Annotated in this window: 19 protein-coding genes; 5 read left to right on the forward strand and 14 right to left on the reverse strand. The window is 50.5% G+C overall.

Features of this window, described 5'->3' with window-relative positions; translation table 11 throughout:
* Nucleotides 1–208: 208 nt before the first annotated feature.
* The 9 genes from ACPW75_RS24595 to ACPW75_RS24635 all read right to left on the reverse strand — a co-directional run bounded on the left by ACPW75_RS24595 (nucleotide 209) and on the right by ACPW75_RS24635 (nucleotide 9,545).
* Nucleotides 209–2,779: a phosphoadenosine phosphosulfate reductase gene (locus tag ACPW75_RS24595; protein ID WP_216945362.1), complete on the reverse strand. Its 2,571-nt coding sequence runs from the start codon at nucleotides 2,777–2,779 to the stop codon at nucleotides 209–211.
* Nucleotides 2,780–2,888: 109 nt separating this feature from the next.
* Nucleotides 2,889–3,422 (reverse strand): hypothetical protein, encoded by a 534-nt coding sequence (locus ACPW75_RS24600; protein ID WP_210537750.1) that lies wholly within the window; start codon nucleotides 3,420–3,422, stop codon nucleotides 2,889–2,891.
* 295 nt (nucleotides 3,423–3,717) lie between these two features.
* Complete coding sequence (locus ACPW75_RS24605; RefSeq protein ID WP_210537752.1) at nucleotides 3,718–4,404, reverse strand: zinc-finger-containing protein; 687 nt, start codon at nucleotides 4,402–4,404, stop codon at nucleotides 3,718–3,720.
* A 492-nt stretch (nucleotides 4,405–4,896) separates the two neighbouring features.
* Nucleotides 4,897–5,253 carry a hypothetical protein gene (locus ACPW75_RS24610; RefSeq protein ID WP_216945364.1) on the reverse strand — a complete coding sequence of 119 codons (357 nt, stop codon included), beginning with the start codon at nucleotides 5,251–5,253 and terminating at the stop codon, nucleotides 4,897–4,899.
* Nucleotides 5,254–5,378: 125 nt separating this feature from the next.
* Nucleotides 5,379–5,930: a hypothetical protein gene (locus ACPW75_RS24615; protein WP_210537756.1), complete on the reverse strand. Its 552-nt coding sequence runs from the start codon at nucleotides 5,928–5,930 to the stop codon at nucleotides 5,379–5,381.
* 391 nt (nucleotides 5,931–6,321) lie between these two features.
* Nucleotides 6,322–6,963, reverse strand: coding sequence for a hypothetical protein (locus ACPW75_RS24620; protein WP_210537758.1), 642 nt, complete (start codon nucleotides 6,961–6,963; stop codon nucleotides 6,322–6,324).
* A 252-nt stretch (nucleotides 6,964–7,215) separates the two neighbouring features.
* A complete protein-coding gene (locus tag ACPW75_RS24625) occupies nucleotides 7,216–8,310 on the reverse strand; it encodes a hypothetical protein (RefSeq protein ID WP_210537815.1) in 1,095 nt (364 codons plus the stop codon).
* 67 nt (nucleotides 8,311–8,377) lie between these two features.
* On the reverse strand, nucleotides 8,378–8,917 hold the full coding sequence (locus ACPW75_RS24630; RefSeq protein ID WP_210537760.1) for a single-stranded DNA-binding protein: 540 nt from the start codon (nucleotides 8,915–8,917) through the stop codon (nucleotides 8,378–8,380).
* Between the two features lie 169 nt (nucleotides 8,918–9,086).
* Nucleotides 9,087–9,545 carry a hypothetical protein gene (locus tag ACPW75_RS24635; protein ID WP_210537762.1) on the reverse strand — a complete coding sequence of 153 codons (459 nt, stop codon included), beginning with the start codon at nucleotides 9,543–9,545 and terminating at the stop codon, nucleotides 9,087–9,089.
* Nucleotides 9,546–10,307: 762 nt separating this feature from the next.
* On the opposite strand from ACPW75_RS24635, the gene ACPW75_RS24640 reads away from it, so the two are divergent.
* The 3 genes from ACPW75_RS24640 to ACPW75_RS24650 are packed head-to-tail and all read left to right on the forward strand — an operon-like array spanning nucleotide 10,308 to nucleotide 11,839.
* The gene (locus ACPW75_RS24640) at nucleotides 10,308–10,727 is read left to right on the forward strand and encodes a CFI-box-CTERM domain-containing protein (protein ID WP_210537770.1); all 420 of its coding nucleotides are present in this window, start codon (nucleotides 10,308–10,310) and stop codon (nucleotides 10,725–10,727) included.
* 2 nt (nucleotides 10,728–10,729) lie between these two features.
* Nucleotides 10,730–11,224, forward strand: coding sequence for a CRISPR-associated protein Cas4 (locus ACPW75_RS24645; RefSeq protein ID WP_210537776.1), 495 nt, complete (start codon nucleotides 10,730–10,732; stop codon nucleotides 11,222–11,224).
* Between the two features lie 9 nt (nucleotides 11,225–11,233).
* Nucleotides 11,234–11,839 (forward strand): hypothetical protein, encoded by a 606-nt coding sequence (locus tag ACPW75_RS24650; RefSeq protein WP_210537778.1) that lies wholly within the window; start codon nucleotides 11,234–11,236, stop codon nucleotides 11,837–11,839.
* Between the two features lie 75 nt (nucleotides 11,840–11,914).
* Here ACPW75_RS24650 and ACPW75_RS24655 read toward each other — a convergent pair whose 3' ends face one another.
* Genes ACPW75_RS24655 through ACPW75_RS24670 form a run of 4 tightly spaced genes read right to left on the reverse strand, consistent with a single transcriptional unit; the run spans nucleotide 11,915 to nucleotide 16,592 of the window.
* Nucleotides 11,915–13,384, reverse strand: a complete 1,470-nt coding sequence (locus tag ACPW75_RS24655) for a conjugal transfer protein TraG N-terminal domain-containing protein (protein WP_210537780.1) — start codon at nucleotides 13,382–13,384, stop codon at nucleotides 11,915–11,917.
* Nucleotides 13,381–14,904 (reverse strand): conjugal transfer protein TraG N-terminal domain-containing protein, encoded by a 1,524-nt coding sequence (locus ACPW75_RS24660; RefSeq protein WP_210537782.1) that lies wholly within the window; start codon nucleotides 14,902–14,904, stop codon nucleotides 13,381–13,383. The genes ACPW75_RS24655 and ACPW75_RS24660 overlap by 4 nt, the downstream gene beginning before the upstream one ends.
* Nucleotides 14,904–15,191 (reverse strand): hypothetical protein, encoded by a 288-nt coding sequence (locus ACPW75_RS24665; RefSeq protein ID WP_210537784.1) that lies wholly within the window; start codon nucleotides 15,189–15,191, stop codon nucleotides 14,904–14,906. Before ACPW75_RS24665 ends, ACPW75_RS24660 begins: the two co-directional genes overlap by 1 nt.
* A gap of 60 nt (nucleotides 15,192–15,251) precedes the next feature.
* Nucleotides 15,252–16,592, reverse strand: coding sequence for a hypothetical protein (locus tag ACPW75_RS24670; protein WP_210537786.1), 1,341 nt, complete (start codon nucleotides 16,590–16,592; stop codon nucleotides 15,252–15,254).
* Between the two features lie 146 nt (nucleotides 16,593–16,738).
* Here ACPW75_RS24670 and ACPW75_RS24675 point away from each other — a divergent pair, with 146 nt between their 5' ends.
* Both ACPW75_RS24675 and ACPW75_RS24680 read left to right on the forward strand, forming a co-directional pair.
* Entirely contained in the window at nucleotides 16,739–17,056 is a 318-nt protein-coding gene (locus tag ACPW75_RS24675; RefSeq protein WP_210537788.1) for a hypothetical protein, read from the forward strand.
* Entirely contained in the window at nucleotides 17,053–17,337 is a 285-nt protein-coding gene (locus ACPW75_RS24680) for a hypothetical protein (protein ID WP_216945321.1), read from the forward strand. Before ACPW75_RS24675 ends, ACPW75_RS24680 begins: the two co-directional genes overlap by 4 nt.
* A gap of 28 nt (nucleotides 17,338–17,365) precedes the next feature.
* On the opposite strand, the gene ACPW75_RS24685 is transcribed toward ACPW75_RS24680, so the two are convergent.
* Nucleotides 17,366–18,370: a TraU family protein gene (locus ACPW75_RS24685; protein ID WP_210537792.1), complete on the reverse strand. Its 1,005-nt coding sequence runs from the start codon at nucleotides 18,368–18,370 to the stop codon at nucleotides 17,366–17,368.
* Between the last annotated feature and the right edge of the window lie 46 nt (nucleotides 18,371–18,416).

The raw sequence follows: 18,416 nt of genomic DNA on the forward strand, positions 1-18,416 counted from the left end.
CTCTTATAAGGCACCGAGAGCGATTTTCTGTTGTAGTCTATATAGGTGTTCAATAGCTGTCTAGGCCAATTAGCAGCCTCCACTTGCCGTTCAGACCGTGCTCTATGGAACCGGGCAATAGTGCAGAGCCTCTCGATGAACGGCTTACACAGCCTTGCCGTGTGTGGGGCAAAAAAAAGCCACCGATACGGTGGCTTGAAGTTGCGAGTTACATGGCTAGCAGAAGCTGATCACCTTCGACATAGCGTTTCAGTGGCCTATTTGGCAACTTAACCACCACATCTGGCAATTGAGCCATTACTAATCGCCGCCCTGTTTTGACCATCCGAACGAAGCTGAGATAAGTCACGTTAGGGTAGGCTACGTCACTAAAAACTGATGAGGGAGAAACCCCCTCCCCTGTCTCCAACTGACGTTGCAACCGGACTAGCTCGGTATCAAGATGCTTGCGCACCAATGAACCGACTTTGCCGCGGAGTTGCGATAAGCTGGCTGCAATCTGCCTTTTCCATCGCTTTTCCAGTTGCAGCGATGCTGCGTTGATCCCGCCGTTTGTTAACCGAGCGACCCTCACAGCAATCACAGAGGAAATCCTGCACTCCAGATCGAACCCTATACGTTTGGCTTGCTCTTGTGCCTCAACCTCCTGCTCAGCAAACAGAACATGCTCAACATCGGCCCAGAAGGCGGTGTTGTTCTGACGATGGTAGTCCAGCGTGAAGCTGATCCAACATAGCCTGCGCATTTGTCTCGCCCTGGCCAGATGTTTGATCTCGTGACGACGGTATTCCGCCTGGACGATTTGCCGGTACTCAGGGGTACTCAGAATTTCCAAGTCACTTCGGCAGTAGATGCCCATTAACGACTGGTCACCAGATAACCCCATTTGCCGCATACGTTGGCCACGTTGGGCCATCATATGCATATCTGCAACCTTGCTTGGTGTGATCTGCACCACACCAAAGCGCAGCAGATATAGAACTGCAGCAGTGTTCGTCATCTCACCAGCCTGGGCGGATTCTCTCATCCGGTCATACTCTTCCCAGATGATCCAGCTAGCAACATCACCATCAATGGTCAGTTGCTTTGCTGTCTCTACCGGCCCGATTGTGCGATTTCCATCATGAGTGCGAACCTTGGTGGCAGCCCTCCGATCGTCTTGGCCATCAAAGTAGGTGGCCGACAACATCGGATCGGACAGCCCATCGGTCAGCTCATCAGACCCCCATTTAAGATTTGGGATCTTCAGCCAAAACTCTTGCGGAATCTTGGTCGCCGGTACCGCTGTTGTTAACTCAACTTCTGTGAGCAGCTCTATGTTTCCATCCTCCCAGACACTGCGATAAATCTCTATCGCTTGGAATGGCGTTGAATGAAAGCAGTGGAAATCCCACAGCCAACTCACGTGTAACAACTGCTCAGGTGACACAATCCGGAACTGGGGTTTAGACATGCGCTGGTTATAGTCGTTGTCCTCAATTTCACCAAGGAGTAGTTTCATCTCCAGCTCCTCTGCCCTTTGCTGCTCCACATAGTCTGCAGAACAGCATAAACGCAGCAGTCGAGCTAAGAAACTAGGCGAAAACACGTCAGGCTGTACCTTAATGAATCCACCAGCGTAGATTGTCCTTCCAACAGGATGACGATCTTCCCAAGACCATTGCTTGACACCTAAAAGCCGTTGGATGTTGTTAAGGTTCACCATGTAGGCGTAACGGTCAACCAGGGTTTTAACCCCATTGACCTCATGATAAAGCATGTTTTCCATGCTTTTATCTGTACCACCTCGAAGGCAAGTCCAGCATCCAGTTCTAGCGCCGCAGGCATCAGAGACCTTCCTTTCGCTTGCACTCCAGATACATTCACCTGTTGCATCACGGTACAGCTCAGCCAGTTCTCTGTTATTGGCTTGGTAGCTTGGTAATGGCAAATGCGCTGATGCGTCGTTACCGCAGCTCATTAGCAGTTCCCACACATCCCCTTGCGACCAGTGCCGAATGGGGTATAGCTCCCACCCTGCACTTGTTTTGACCGGCGCTGTGGCGTGTCCTCCGCGCTTGGCGATATTACCAGCTCGGGTAGCGCCCTCTGCATCACGAGAACCCAGCACTAGACAAACCTTCTCACGCATATCTTTCGGCATGCGCTTGATCATCTGTGCCTTCACTCTGTTGCCTGTTGTTACCTTCAGGTCAATGCTGCATTGTGGCGAGGAGCTAGTGACATACGTGGGAAGGCCTCGGCCAGTCAAAACACGCCCTGTCCAAGACGATGCAAGACTTGGCTTGCCAACTACGATAGCCAGTGGCAATCGCTCCTTGTCGATGAGCTCCTGTATCGCGGCAAGCTGCCGGTCAGCGAGATTGCGCACTTCAGGATTCTCGACCTGTGTATCAGTGTGACTGATCCAGTGGTAGGCAGAGATCTCGTTGCCGCGGCCCTCACGAACTAGCCCTATCATCGCGAACAGCAGCAGATGTAGAGTACCCGTCGAATCCTTCCCCCCACTGAGCGCAAGAGAGATGGTAAACCCATCGAGTAAGGTGGCTCGGATGGCAAGTACAGCTTCAGTGATCATGCTGGACAGTGGCTGCCCGGTCGTATCACTGATCGCAGCCATCAGTTCCTCGTTGTTCAGCAAAGTTTCCCTCAGCTGATCCCACTTGTCGCCACGGTAAATTGTGGCCTGAGGCTGCGCCAAGGAGGGCTCCGCAATGCTGATTGCACAAGCTTGCTCATCAAGAAAATCGATGTGTTCGAAGAGATCGAAGTTGTCCATGTGTTGTCCTTAATTGGTTGCCCGGGTAGGGCGGGTTGGGGTTGGTCACTGGTGGCGCGTTACAGACCAAGCGCCATGAATGACCCGAGCGCAAAGCCCGGGGATTAGTTCAACTATCGAGATAGTCAGGGTGGTCTAGCAAAAACTGGTACGGATTCCCGTGGTATCGCAATAGCAGCGAAGCCCATTTCACACCACGCCTCCACGAACGAAGGTCAGTTAATTGATCAAGTCGCCCAGGAGCGTGATTGCGATATCCGAGTTTGATGGCATGAAGTACGCATTCATTAACAGAACTGAACAGTTCATGCGTGATGGGGCCATTGACATCGTAGAAGCTCACACGATACCCCCCCCGAGCAGAAGGCTCGGGGAAGACTACGGCTAGAGCCCCTTTCTCATCACTTAGCTCCAGAGAGAGCCCAGAGCCGCCGTTGGCTTCAATCAAGCTCAGACCGATCTGCACCCTAATCGAGTGCAAATAGTCTTGCATGACCTCCATGAGCCGGCCGAAGCAGATCTCTTGATCTTCAGGCTCACTGAATTTCGCCAGAAACTCGATCATCGAGGCGCTGGGTTCTTGACCTAACAGATCGTCATTAAAATGCGGACACTTCCGCACATGTGCTTTGGTTAAGAGCATCGGTTGTTCCTTAGAATTGCCTAGAGGCGGATTGGTATTGGTCGCGAGTGGCACGTTGCAGACCGAGTGCCATAGAGACAGCCAGGGCTGTTTCTGCATGTGCGCTGACGCCGGAGATATGCCGGTGAACGGACATGCAGAATCAACCTCGAGGGCTTGGGTGAAAGATCACGGGTAGGGCTCAGGGGGATGATGTGTGCCTGGCCAGCAGTCAATCGGACGATAGCCTGAACACGAAAAACCCCCAGCTTGGCCAGGGGTTTGTCTTGAGAGTATTGCTCCCGGGTTGATCGAATCACGGTACCAGGGACAGCTGTTGGGATACCCCGCCAACTCCTTGCCCCTCTCTTTGAATACGGTCAATTTCCTCAAGCATGATGTTGCGGATTTCCATTGCTCGATTGACCTCGACCACCAAACTGAAATGGCACTGGTGCAGAGGAACGCCCAACAACGCAGCAAGCTTCACATAGCCGCGTTTATTGTCTATGCGCCATTGTTCACACAGTTGGTCATAAGCTTGATGCAATATGCCACGCCAGCGGCGAGCGTCGCGGTCGGCCATCAAACCCAATGGCCATCCATCACCTTTGTGATAGCCACAGCTGCGGCCACAGGTGCAACGGTACATTGGGTAGCGATGGGCTTCCTGCCCTTTCCGGCTCACCTGCCGACCACAATCACAGGTGATCGTGAAAATAGGGCAATGCGCAGACTTGCGGCCGGCATGGTAGTCACAGATGAGCCTGGCAATGTAAGTTGCCTTCACTCGCTGGTCCTCTTTAAAGCCCGACTCTGCCGCAAGCCATGTCACGGCCTCTTCGGGCAGGCTCCAATCATCAGTCGATCCGTACCGGCGGCAAAGCCACTCACCGATCACTGCATACAGAAGCACATCAACACCATCGATGCCGCTTTGCTGGCATTGTTCTGCCAGTAGGCGGCGCAGTGCTTTGGGGGGGAGATAGTTCACATTGGACATATCAAGTTCCTTAATGGGGATTGCCTAGTTGGGCGGGTTGGGGTTGGTCGCGAGTGGCACATTGCAGACCGAGTACCATGAGACAGCCTTGGGCTGTTTCTGCATGTAAGCTGGCGCCGGAGAAATACCGGCGAACGGACATGCAGAATCAGCCTGCGAGGGCTTGGGTGATAGATCACGGGTGAGGAAGTCGGCAGAAGACCGGAGGATTGGAAGTTGGTGCCGAGCCAAGCGGCTCGTCCACTAATAGGCACCGAGGACTCAGACAGATTAACCTACGGGCCCGGTAATTGGCAACTAAGTGACCGTCCGGTTAGTTCAAAAAATGCCAGTCATGTCGGCGGGGTTGAAAAGTAACGATTTTATTTCTTGCATGAGCAGCTGCTATTCAGCGGGCTGGAGTAACACTTAATGCCAGTGGATAAGCTGCACAGTGGCAGTTTATCCACTTGGCCATCACATCAGGAGCCAGTAGCCGCTCCGGGTGAATCATCAGCTACCGGGGGTATCGGTGGTTGAGGTTTGAGGAGTTTGAGCCGGTTGCTCTGGTTCTTGCTGCTTCTGCCGTTTCTTATAAGGCCGGCGCTTGCCTGTGCTTGGTCGCCCTTGCGATGCCGCGACTAGATCCTGAATATCAATCCCGGAATCTGCCATTCTCTCGAATAGTTCGGTGATTTTGGCGGCCTTTTGATTTTGCTCCTCTTCCAGTCTCAGCAGCTCAAGCTCTTCATTCTCGATGTAGGTAGTCAGCAAGGCCTGCAGTTCTTTACGCTGCTCAAGCGTTCCAAGCTTCTTGGCTAGTGTCATAATGTTGCGCGGGGTATAGTCACGCTTGTTTTCTTGTTGCATCAGGCGTCCTTTAAGAAACCGTTATCCATTCCTCAGCCCAGAGGTGACTTCCGGGCCAGCAATCAAAACGCCTACATAATAGATGGACTGACCGCGGTATGCTAGCCAGCCAGCCCTGCACCTAATTAGGTGATTGACCCCAGGCGCACTTCTATCATCTCGAGATGCTTTCCTGAGGGGGCCAGCAAGTCTCGATTAAAACGAAATCTGTGTTTGACTGCCATGACAAGGTTTTTCTCACTCCCCCCCAATGCCGTACCGGTGCGATCAACGACCAACACAGTCTGACTCTCGCGATCAACCAAGCACAGCCATGGAGCTGGAGGCGGATTCATGATGTCCGATATGCTGAAATGAATCTCCTCTACGAAATTTAATTTCTGCATAATGCGGAGACGAACTTCTGTTGCCATAATGCGCAACCATGCATCATTGAACTCCCTTACATTTTCGGCGCAAAAATAAGGGAAATCCGGTGATAATATGGTCCCATACTTTCTGAAGTCCGGGGTCCAGCTTGGCGCCTGCATTGTGCCAAGTAATGTTTGCGCATATGCCGCATGGGTTTCCGACGCGAACAATGAAACGCGGTTCTCTAGCCAAGTTTCAACATCTTCTGGTTGAACCTCTTGGACCATAAATAAATCATTGTTAAATGACTTTTGAAGAAGGTACATATCTCATCTCTTAGCTCAGATGCCGTTACACAGGTCTAATTACAACGAAGACCTAGCCTTACGCGCATTGGCCATCACAGGTGCAGTAAAGCCACCGGGCTTGTGCGCGGCATAAAAATATTCCTGAGACAGGCTGATATAGCTGCAATCCTTATAATTAAAAATCAAATATCAGCATTCCTCTGCACACAGTTTAAGGCTGCAGCGGATAATGCAACCCGACCTTCCTGAGCCATAGGAAATGGCTCAGGAAGGGCTGGTTTGCCCTCTGACGAAAGAAAATAATATTTTATCTCCCCGGGATGTAGCTGACCGGAAGTATTTATACGTGAATGTTCTTGGTGTGTTCAGTGAAATAAGGGGGCCGTAAGCCCCCTAGTTTACAGGTTAATTAATATAGGTAATTGTCTGGCCGGTTAAGTTGCCGCTCATAATGGGCGTAGGTGGCTGTTGGGTTGAAATCCCAACCGTCATCTTCGTCCGTCATGGCCATCGAGATAACCTCATCCAGCCAGCCCTGCATTTCAAGCCACAGGAGCAGTTCATGTTCCTTGTGGCTCAGTTTTGAGCACCGTCGTAGATAGTTCCGCCTAGTGACTACCTGCCGGAAAATCCCAGCAAGCATGCGTTCGGGGTTGACATCTAACATGATGCAGCAATGCCTAAAGCTGAAGGGTGCAAGCTCTTGTTTGAACAACCATTCGATCCCCAACTCCCTCGATTCAGTGCCGCACTTTGGTGAAATCAGGCCATAAATGGCATCATTCAGTACAACACCGCATAGAGTTGCTATACCGTCATCGGACCAAACAAGCGAGCCCTCTTCAGGCCTGTCTTGCAGATCCGGTTGGTCTTCCTGGAACAGTTCCGGGAACAGCAACGGTAATGGCATTGCACTGTTATTGGTCAGTGAAACAGGCTCACTGACAACAGCCTTAGATTTCGTTGAGCCTTTTGGCTTTATTGCCCGTTCTGAGGGGATGAATAGCACATCCTTATCAGAATCAAACATGTCTCGTTGCCAAAGTATCATGGTGCCCTCCATAGAGAAGGAGGGCGGCCCGTAGGGCAGCCTCTCCCCTACGGTTCTTGGTTATGGGCTTTCGCCCGGGTTGGTGTTGGCCGCTAGCGCGATTTGCAGGCCTATTCGCGTGATCACCCGAGAGTAATTCGTCGTTTTCATCTATCTACGAATAACTCTTTCGAGAATGAGAAAGAGGACCAAAGGCCCTCATTCTGTTGTTACAAAGGTCTTAAACCGCGGCGAACCACGAGATCTTCATCCTTACCCATGAGTGACAGCCTCCATCTGGTCGAGAGCGGCTAGCACCCATGCGCGATCATCATCGCTCATTCTGGTTGACTTGAAGTACCCACGAAGAGCACCCCATTGCTTTGTCTGAACTGTCCGGCCAAAACCGATCCGGACATCCCCACGCAACCGATCTGAAGGTAAGTAACCACCCCATGGGAATTTGATAATTTCCTCTAGTGTGGTTGGTTTTGCATCGTCATGAGCCACCGGCGTTTCCGCTGGCTTCGCTTCGACCTGGGCGGCCGGCGTTTCTGCTGGCTTCGCTTCGACCTGGGCGGCCGGCGTTTCCGCTGGCTTCGCTTCGACCTGGGCGGCCGGCGTTTCCGCTGGCTTCGCTTCGACCTGGGCGGCCGGCGTTTCTGCTGGCTTCGCTTCGACCTGGGCGGCCGGCGTTTCTGCTGGCTTCGCTTCGACCTGGGCGGCCGGCGCTTCTGCTGGCTTCGCTTCGACCTGGGCGGCCGGCGCTTCTGCTGGCTTCGCTTCGACCTGGGCGGCCGGTCCACTATCTACGAGGACAGTAAGCCCCCCATCTTTAGGACTGATACTCGCTTGGCTTTCATCTGCTGCGTAAACGCCAGTTAATAACCGGATCGTTTGAGCAGTCGATTTGTGGCCCAACGACCTATTGGGCATATGGCACCAGGCTTCTGTATTGAAGAAGTTCTCAGCCAGATACTCCCGGTGCACAAACCGCCCGCCATCAGCAGCTACCAATGTAGTCTCAATCCACTCATGCCCACGAACATCTTTAGCCATCTCAGCGAAGGTAAGGATGTTTTCGGAGTAGGTATGGATGATCTCTCTGACGCCAGCCTGTTTTGCAAGCTGCAGCCATCCATCTACACGCAGCCCGATCTCAATCCCCAGGTTGGTGCGACGAGCAAACAACGTCCCATCGAAAGGGTTGAGCTGGGTGCGCTCGATGAACCGAATGGTCTTCTTGAAATCCAACGTAGTCGGACTGTAGCCAGCGCAGATCACTTCTAAGAACAACAGGTCTCGAAGCGTGTCATTAACTTCGTCGATCTGGACACCAAGAATTTTATCTACGGTTTGAATAGCCATGTTTTTCTCCAAAAAAAAAGCCTCGTCAATGCGAGGCTGGTTGGTGTTGCCATTTCAGGCTGATTGGTTAGGCGCGGCGACGGTGGTCATATTCCTGTTGCCGGGGTCCCTGCTGTTGCTGGGGGCTGGCCTGGTGTTGCTGGGGATGCCCCCAGTTTTGCTGAGGTTGTTGCGAGCGTGAGGCTTGTTGAGGTCTTTGAGACTGCTGACTCTGCTGACTCTGCTGACTCTGCTGAGGCCGCCCTTGCGAGTTTTTGGCAAAGCCGGACTGCTTCAAACAAGCTATTGCCTCGACCGGAATGTGTACGTTGATACACGCCACCTTAACCTTTAGCCCAGAACGGGTTACCCCACCCTGTTCCCAAGATTCAAAGGCGAGCCGCCCAGAAATTTCAAGATAGTCACCCTTCTTGATGGCTGGGGTTTTTTCCCCAGAAAGCTCCACCCGAATGAACTGGGTACGATCTACCCACTGTCCTGATTTGGGGTCCCGATAACCATCATCGATTGCGATGGTTGCCGGGCCATACGGTCCATATTGACCCATCCGGATGTCGGCATGGCTCACGTAACCGCCAAGCCTCACCTCGTTTGTCTTGTTGCTCATTCTCATAGTCGTAATCCTATGTGGTTGATGTTGGGTGGCTGTACGCCTGCGACTTAAAACCCCTATCGCTCTTTGCCACTTGGCAAATCATCTCAGGAAAAAGCGTGCTTTCCTGAGCCGATTCACATAACTGCATGCGATAAGAGGCTGCCCTGGGGCAGCCTCTTTGTCACATTGGACGTGCTTGAGGGAAATCTTGTTCCCGTGAGTATTCAGCAGGCTGGTACGCCTGCTGTTCGACTTCATTTTCATCTGAGCTTTGGGGATGAAGGTTCATCCCTGCAGCCTGGGCGCGCCAACTAGCCTCTGCCTGAGCAGGTCTAGCAGGTCTAGCGGGCCTCGCGGCCGCGGGATTGACGGTAGCGCCGACGACCCCTGCTGCACGAAGACGTTCCTCAACAGCGCTCTCTACTGCTGCTTTAAAACGTACCTCCGACAACTCATTACTAAACTCTTGTTTGATGATGTCTGCAGCCATTGTGGCGGCTTCTGCCATCATGGCTTTTTTGCGATGGCCATCCAGTTCGCGCTGGTCAGCCTCAGTGCTTTTGAGCAGTTGTTCCCTCATTCCGCCGGCAAAGGCAAAAACGAGAATAGCGAAGAACCCCAAGACTATGATGGTTTCCATATTGCCTACCTTAAAATCTGGCGTGAGCCTAGTTAAGAGTTAACCTGTTGGTTGGGTTTGATGTGCGTGGTGCCGAATGGCTGCTAGATGGTTACACGGACTAGCTATTCAGGCATGTTGCCCGAAATTCATCATGCCGATACAACCAAGTATGGGTATGTAGAATCAAGGGAAACTGCATGATGCTGACGTATGATGGAATTGAGTGTGCAAGCCCCTGAAAAGGGGACTTGCAAATCACCAGGAACGAAATTTGGCTTTCGTGGGGTGGGATAAAGTGAGGGATCGCCATACGGCAATCACAGGTTTTGAAATCTGCCACCCGGCGATGCAGCAGGCAGAGAAAACGGCGAGTTCACCAGCGAAGGTTATGTCCATGAAATTTCCTATCGTGTCGTGGGTACATCAAACCACTCAGAAAGCAGTTTGATGTACCCACGACAAGGAAATTGGACGCTGGGATCTGTCAACAGACAGGGCGACTTGCTTAACCCCTTGGTCGCCTACTACTGCATAGCAGTAATTACTTTATAATCTCGCACGTTGATGGAAAATTTACAACCCCCAGCTTGCTCACTACTAGCCACGGGAGTCTTCGGCATGCGATCCAGGTGTTGTTCGCTGTAACCCTGCCCAGTGAAGCTCCCCCCCCCGCCGACCATCAATCTCTCAACAATCGCTCACCTCGTGCTTGCACCCTGTCAGGTTGCGATAATATGGAGCGGTAAGTCCTTCCGCTGAAATGAGACGAGGGTAGCCGGAATGAACGACAGGAAACTGGTGAGTGCCAGCAAAATCGGCAAGATGGCATGGTGTCCGCATGGCAGCAGCCTACAAGAACAAGGGGTGATTGCGAGTGCTCAGAGCCAGGCAAAGGCTGACTATGGCACAGCAAGTCATGAGAGCGTGACCGCGGCGGTGTTCGAACAACAAACACAGGACCAGCGCTGCTTCGTAGCGAGTTATGCACTAGGGTCGAACCATCCAGCAACACAGCGACTACGGGATTGGCGAGATAGCTATCTGAGCCATCATTACCTTGGCCGCATATTGATCAAGGCTTACTATGCATTGTCCCCCTTCGCCATCAAGTTGCTATCTCCCCTCCCGGGTGCACAGACTGCAGTTGCCTCACTGGTCCTGGCTTTCGCCCGGATGGTGGCAGGAAATAAGGATGCATAATTATGGCATTTCTCATTGCCTTCGTGGTTTTTGTCGCACTGTTGTACCTGGCTCGGCGCAGGTCACATCGGCCTGGCTCACCTTTAGGGATTGAGGGCAAGATAGTTTATGCCGACCAAGGGCGAAAATCGAAGCTGTTCATCAACAAAAAGTACGGAATAACAGCGAAACCTGACTTCATCATTGCCACCCAGAACGGTCAAAACGTGATGGTTGAATACAAGAGCCGTGCGGGCCGAGTGTACCAATCTGACATTGTTCAACTGTTGGCATCCGTCCTCGCTGCACGTTCAGAAATGCCGATCCATCGAGCAGTAGTCGTAACCAAGGGGACCCGGCGTGAGGTGGTGCTGGGGAGCGACGAGCAGATATTCAAGGAAATATCAAAATTTGTTTTGTTGGCTCGACGAGCTCAAGAGGGAGAAATTATCAAGATATTCTCATCTCATCCAGGAGTGTGCCGAAGCTGCTCGGTTGCACACAGCTGCCAACGTTGATAGGGGGTGATGAAAGTGATCAATCAGATATGCACCAATGCCTTGATTTGGGTTGAAAGAAAATCAGGAAATCTGATGCCTGTAAATGGACCTCTTGCATTTTCATATGTGGTCTACCAACTTACAAAGTCCACAGAAGCTGACTATGCAATCAATCAAATTCAATTAGTCTCAGGGTTGTTCACAGTAAAGGCTCATCATGGTGGATTGTCATTCAGTATCTTGGCTGGATGCATAATGCTACTTAGTGTCGTGGCTATTGCAAAAATTTGCCATAGGTTACGTTGGCCAATGCTCGGTGGTAGGGTGTCCATAGCTGCAGTTCTCCTGCCTGCTCTGGTTGCCTGGTGGATGTACTCCTTGTTCTATTGGCAAACAACTAGCGGGGATCTGTTCCTGCTGTACCCTGCCATGTTTGGCATCTGTTTTACGGTTCTGTTTTTGGCATTCAAGGTGCCATTCATTACGATTGTGGTTGGAATTTTCTCGGCCATTTACTTGAGAAACTCAAGCGCATTCTCCGCTGACCATGATTCGGGTAGGTCTGAATCTGACAGGGCAGAGGCTGAACTTGAAAACCAATACGATTGGCATCGTAATGGGGTTGATGACTGAACCACTATCCATCAGAATCGAAAGTGGGGCCAAAGGCCCCATTTTCATATCGTGAACATTTGTGGTCTATCAACGTCATTTCATGAATGAGGCTCCCATTTTTGTGGCTAGTCCGGCCCCCCCCTTGGCCATTGAGAGCAGTTTCCCGACGTTCCCAGATGAACCACCAAAGTCGGCGCCATGCGACCCAATTCCCGGCATGACAACCTGTATGCCGACCAGCCCCAGGATGAAGAACCAGACCCATGGCAAATAGGTGTAGAGCTGAAGAGCTGCGGCACGAGCATATGTTCCATTCGTGGAAACGGTAGCAAATATAACATCAACCAAACTTCCTACCCAGGTTGCCAACGCCACGATCGCAGCAGTGAACTCAACCCCGAAATAGAGACCCGCAAGCAGCAGGGTAACTTTGATGTCGAAGCCTCTAAATACCAAGATGATGGGTATAACCAACAGAAGAATCATTTGCGCAACAGCCATCTGAATCGGGATAGACTGGCGGAACACAATTGCGTCTGGAGCGTTGACAGCATTCGCAACCGATGTTGTGAATGCGGCGATCATCTGAGCAATTTCACTATCCTCATTGTTGGATCTGGTACCCACACTATCTTCAACGACTATCTTACCGCCTGGTAATTGGAAGGCATCACCAATAGCTCTTTTGGTACTACCAATCATCTCACCAGCAAGCCGATACGCGATCTCTTGCTCTGAGAGATTATGTTTTTCGGCCATCTGCTTCAGCATGACAGGAAAGCCATCGGTTTGATTTAGGCGCTGCAAGCTACTATCCATCAAATGAACAAAGGCTTGATTGCACCCCAGTATTGTTTGTCCGCCAGAACTATCACCGGTCATACCCAGGCCGGCGGCAACCTCACTATTAACGAGAACAACACTCCCTTCCTTCTTGTACTGAGCGATGAAATCAGGATGGCCTATCCACCAGGCACCATCAAACTTCGAACCCTGGGACACTTTGCCGGAAGCGGGTGCGAGACAACTCTTGCCCCATTGTTGGGCTAGTTCTCGATCTTGTGGGTTAGTGAAATTTGCGGTATTTACGTTTGAATTTATTGCTGCGATGTCCTCAGCGCATGGTGTTGTCGAGATAACCACGTTTGTGGTGATACTTGAGAAGTCATGCACGGCAGCCCAAAACAATGGCGCCTTGGTACTCGAGCTATTGAAATTTCCGACCATACTGATAACAGAGTTTGTTGGATTTGGTGCACCAGGATCAACACACGAATTTGCAGGCCGTGTTGTGATATTGCTTGTCACATCCACCACAGGAATAAAGGCCAGAATAAATACAGTAAATATGCCGAGTAAGCGCTTCCTCAGGAATTTAACGGCTAGCTCTCCGGCATTCCCTTCATCATCCCCCTGGGTCATGGCCTCAACTATAGACTGAACTATAGCCACAAAGAATGGAGCATAGACTAGGCCGCTTACACACAATGCTTCAACTACAACATCCATCATGTGTACCCCCATCAAGAGGGTGTACGGATCAATCCAATGGTTCGCGATCATGATGATTTTCCGCCCGACTTCATGAATGACTTGCCGGCGGAGTTCGCCATGCTTCCCGCTTGTTGCTGGATGCGAGCGCCTGTATTGAGCCCAGAGCTTACGTTCTGCTCCACTCCTTGAGAGGCACTTCCTATCATCTGGCTACCACCCTTAATGCCGACATATGCCATAAGGGCCATCCACAACTTTGGTAGCAAGTCATATGAGGTGTAACCAACTCTGGTCAAGATGCTTTCTTGCAGCCCAGACACGAATGTTGCAGAGCCCGCCCCAACCCCACCGTTTATACTTGAGTAGAAGAATAGATTGAGGGTGTTATCCATCCAGGTGGCCAGATTTACAAAGACCAACGTGAATTCAAGCCCAAAGTATGTAGCACTGATAGCAAGAGCGGTTTTTATATTGAAACCAGAGAATACCAGCAAAATTGGCGTGGCCATAATAAGAGCCATCTGCATAACACAGATTTGGATCGGTGTTGTATTCTTCAACACAATCGTGCCCGGCGCCTTTAGCAAATTTCCCACCGCAGTTCCTAGCCACCCAATCATCTCCTTCATGTAACCAGAAGCGCTGTCTGGTGCAACAGTGTGGTCTGTTTCGCCTGCGAATAGATTAGTGAGTTGGGCGCTTGCTTGTGGTTGCACTTTGGCTACCTTCGACATCGCCAACTTCTTCTCTGTCTCTGAGTCTTGTGAAGCGTTTATCAATATTTCCAGTGACCCTTGCGACTGGCTTCTTGCAGCCGAAACTGCTGCAGCCTCTATATGCTGGTATGCGACATCGCAATTTAGCCTCACCTCACCGCCTTCAGATAGCCCAACCGGCAAGCCAGCTGCGATAGCGGACTCCCTGCTTATTAAAACCGTATTTTGTTCCTTCTTATAAAATTCACGCAGTGACTGGGAGCCAGCCCAGGTAGAGTCGTCAAGACTTCCTCTACGGGTTGCATCACCAACTGCCGGACTGAGGCATGCTCGTTGCCAACTATCAGCGATCGTCTGGTCATAGCTATTTTCGAGATTTGCTGCCTGAATATTCACAGAAGCCATCTGCAAGTCAGCTGCACAAGGTGTATTGGCAATAACTGTGTTTGTAAATGTCGAAGAATAGTCATGAACCGCGAGCCACCAAACCGGCACTTTGGTGTAACCCCCTTGAAAATTCCCCATCATCATTTGCTGGTTAGTTGTTGGAGGTGCCTGGATTCGCTGATCTCCATCACAAGAATAGTTGCTAATGTTGACATCAAATCTCATCTGGCTGTTCGCCATTGGAACGAAGGCTAGAATAAACACTGGAAAAATGATCAATAGCTCTTTGCGAAGAAATTTCACCGCTAATTCACCGGCATTACCCTCATCCACGCCCTGAGTCATTGCCTCAACAATTGATTTAACGATCGCAACAAAAAATGGTGCATAAACCAATCCACTGGAGCAAAGAATTTCTGTGATCACACCCATTGAGTGCACACCCATCATAAGCGTGTACGGTTCAATCCACTCATTTACAATCATCAGAGTGCCCCATGCATTATTTCAACCGCAGTGAATGCCACAGCCATAAGGATTTGGCTTTGCCACAATAATTTCCTCCCATCTTTGGTTAATTCCTTTTTTGTTGCACGCTCTATTATTTTCGGGAGTGCAATTATTAGAATTGGCACAATGATCCATTTTGCCACTGTGGCACAACGGGCAAATTGCTGCCAAGCCTCACTATCAGTGTCGACAAGAAGTATCAACAATATCGAACAAAATAACACCGCAAGTATATAAATAACAAAAAGGAGGTATTTTCTCATTTCAGCTCCAGGGGTTTATAGAGAAAGCAATGGATAACCATTGCTTTCTACTGAAAGATATTAATTTGCAGTGCCAACAGGTAATTCATTAGTTGGTGTTCTGAACGAGCCCGGTTTGTTCTCCAGATTTGCTCTGCGCAAAATGTCTATCTGTGCGCTGCCGGCGAGCTCCTTCTTGAAGCGAAGTTCACGCTCAAGTAGGTCCATCTCCTGGATGAGCAGGGCTCTTTTGTGGAGTGCTTCAGACCGAACCGCTTCGTTGTTAGTCACGCTTTCATCCCTCAAACCAGCATCCATGATCCGTACAGAGTGAAGAAGTTTTTCGTAAGTGTTGGCCATTGAGATATCGGTCGCCAGTGCCGATACATAGGCCGCCTGTTCTGTTGGATGAATTTGCTTAATCGCAAGCAACAGGTCCCGGGTCACCTTAATACTCGATGTCGATGCGCTCTCGAGATCCTTGGTGGTGATGTTAGAACTAGGTCGCCTTGCAAGATCGAGAAGCTTGGCATTGGTTGCTTCAAACTCCTTGGCATATGCCGCTTTCGCACCTATGCCTCTATCCTCTTCACGAGGGGAAGCGTCACTGTCGGTATACATCCTGGTTTCACCCACAACATCCGAGATGAAGCTGTTGGCCTCCCGGGGTGACTTGAATACGGCCCCCATCCCCATAGCGTTAGTGGCTGATGTAGGTAAGGGTGAGCTATCGGTCGCAGCACGGCCTGCTAACGCATTGAACCCAGCATATGACGTGTGTTCGGTTACCTTGATAGGTTTACCAATCATTCCTCTCTTCTCAACACCGAACTCAACGCCTTTCTTGCCATCGTCATAACTCCGCCCGGCCGAACCATCCTTAAAGACGAGATCCTTTAACTGATAGTTTCCGTTCGCGTGCTTCTTGATGGCCTCCGCATATTCCTCACTCACTGTTAGATTCTTGAGAGCCCCAGCCGGCAATGCATCGAAAACCCCCTGCTGCATCTCCTGGCAGGTCATTACGTTGGTATTGAAAGCATCTGTAGCCGTCATACTCCCTGACATCAAACTGTCATAGAGATCAGGATTCGCTCTCTGAATTGCCATCCCGATGAGGCTAGTGGGATTCACTGCAGCCATCAGTTGACCAACCAGTGATGATTGCAGCTGTTTGAAGGAGCCGGAGTTAAAGCTGCCAAGCAATTCACTGTTCAAGCTCATAGCAGAACACGATAGATCTGCATTCCAACCGGCGGATGCTTTGCTGAATGGTTCGGTCGATGATGGTGCATCGATGGGTCGGCCACCACCAATCCGCTGATTTATTACAGCTCGCTCATCAAACTGAGCAGCCCAAGTTGCCCCACTAACCAAGGCTAGTAGACAAGCCACTGATAAAATTCGTTTTTGCATCGTCATCCCCAAGTTCATGAAACAGCCTACTTTAACTTGCTTGACTCAGAGAAATGGGGTGCATAAATGGACGTGGATTATCCTTCTTGCCAGAAGTTGCATTGCTTCAAGACCGTGATAACGTGGCCCCTGGTAATTGAAGGAGTTGTTTTATGGGTCAAGTCAAGCTTCCAAAGCCTGTCTACTACGATGATCTGAAGCATGCAGACACCGGGCACGAAATGTTCAGCTACCTTGTATTGGCGGCAGATCATTACCAAGTGCCGATGAATTGGGACATGAGCTACCCAGAGATGGCGAAAGCGATTCAAGGGCAATTGCAGGCACTAGATCTTGATTCAGCCGAAGCATCTGCACAGGTTGAAGGGTTGTATTGCATGATGGAGCTGATCGCGCTCATCAATCAAAAGCAACCAGGGGATAACCAGGCTAAGCAGCGGCATGTTCAGAGAGGTGCATTCAAAAAGTGAAAAAACCTGAACCCAGATTGGATCGTGAGGCTGTCATCTCCACAATTGGTACATATATCAAGTTACGAGAGAGCAACGAGGTGCTTGCATCGAGTAATCTTGAAATGATTGTTGCTCGTGTTACCCCCTTTATTGATGAACCAGATGCCGTTGCCCTGATCGAAAAATTCATGTCGGCTCGGCACACTTCATCTACGCGCATGCTGACCGATATTTACGATCTTTTGTCTACAACAGGTTGGCAAGTATCGATAGGCCCCTTGATATCAGGTTCCCGATAATATAAGGGCCCATTATGGGCCCTCTTCATTAAATACGATATAGGAAAGTTCCTCTCCTGGCACAGCACTCATACCGTCGCCAAAGTGTGTAGAGGTAATTATGGGTTGGAGAAAAGTCATCCTCGCTGTACTTGTACTCCTCGCTCGAATCTGCAGGGAATGCCTTACATCCAGTCTTACCGCGTGGATAGTTTCTTTGCCATTTGGCCGTTTCATCATCTCCTTCACGGGGAGGGACTGGAGCCCATACTTTGGCAGAACCAGCAGTGTCTGGTAATTTCTGATATATGTGTGCATTCAATGATGTGACAATATCAGCGGCCCGCTGGGCAATTACTGTTGAACCGGTATATCTGTTCGGATTAACGATGGAACCAATTCTGGGGAATATGTGCCCGAAGCGTTCACTCGACTGAACTATGTCGCCATACCCGCCGAGTGCGCTTCCTACAGCCCCGCTAAGTGCATCTCCGCTCTTTGCAAAGATCTTGCGATTGAAGTTGGATGGAAGTACCAATAATGGGGCTTCCAGAAGTCCCATCCGCCACTCCGGATCAAGAGTCGAAACGAAGTAAGGGTTGAACGGCATGACATCACTATTACAAAATCCAGACAAACTCAACATGCTTCCCACGAGATCCCTGAAACCGAGTAAGGCAGGGTTTCCATAGACATTCGTATCGAAGAAGTTCTTATTCGTTGCAGTACCAGTAGGCGATCCGCGGACGCCAGTCCCGACATCGAACCCATGATTCAGACCCCTTGCTAGTGGATCTGTTACTTGTGACATTGGTTTCGTCAACCAGGTGAGTGGGTAGGCCTCCCTATTTGATACTGTCTCGACTATGACATCTGGGTTGTAATGACTGACCACACTAGATGTTCTGACCCTACAATATGGGCCGGCACAGTGAAGCCAGAAGCATACTCCTTTGATTTTGTAGTCGACACATGAAAGGTCCATTGTGTCCGTTATTAGATCGAATATTTCGACCTTCTTATCACCATGAGGAAGAGTGTTATTGGCGTCCATGGCCATCGCCTTTCCACTTATGACCATGAGGCACAAAATTGCAATC

The organism is Aeromonas sp. FL131 (assembly GCF_049860615.1).
Lineage (GTDB): Bacteria > Pseudomonadota > Gammaproteobacteria > Enterobacterales > Aeromonadaceae > Aeromonas > Aeromonas hydrophila.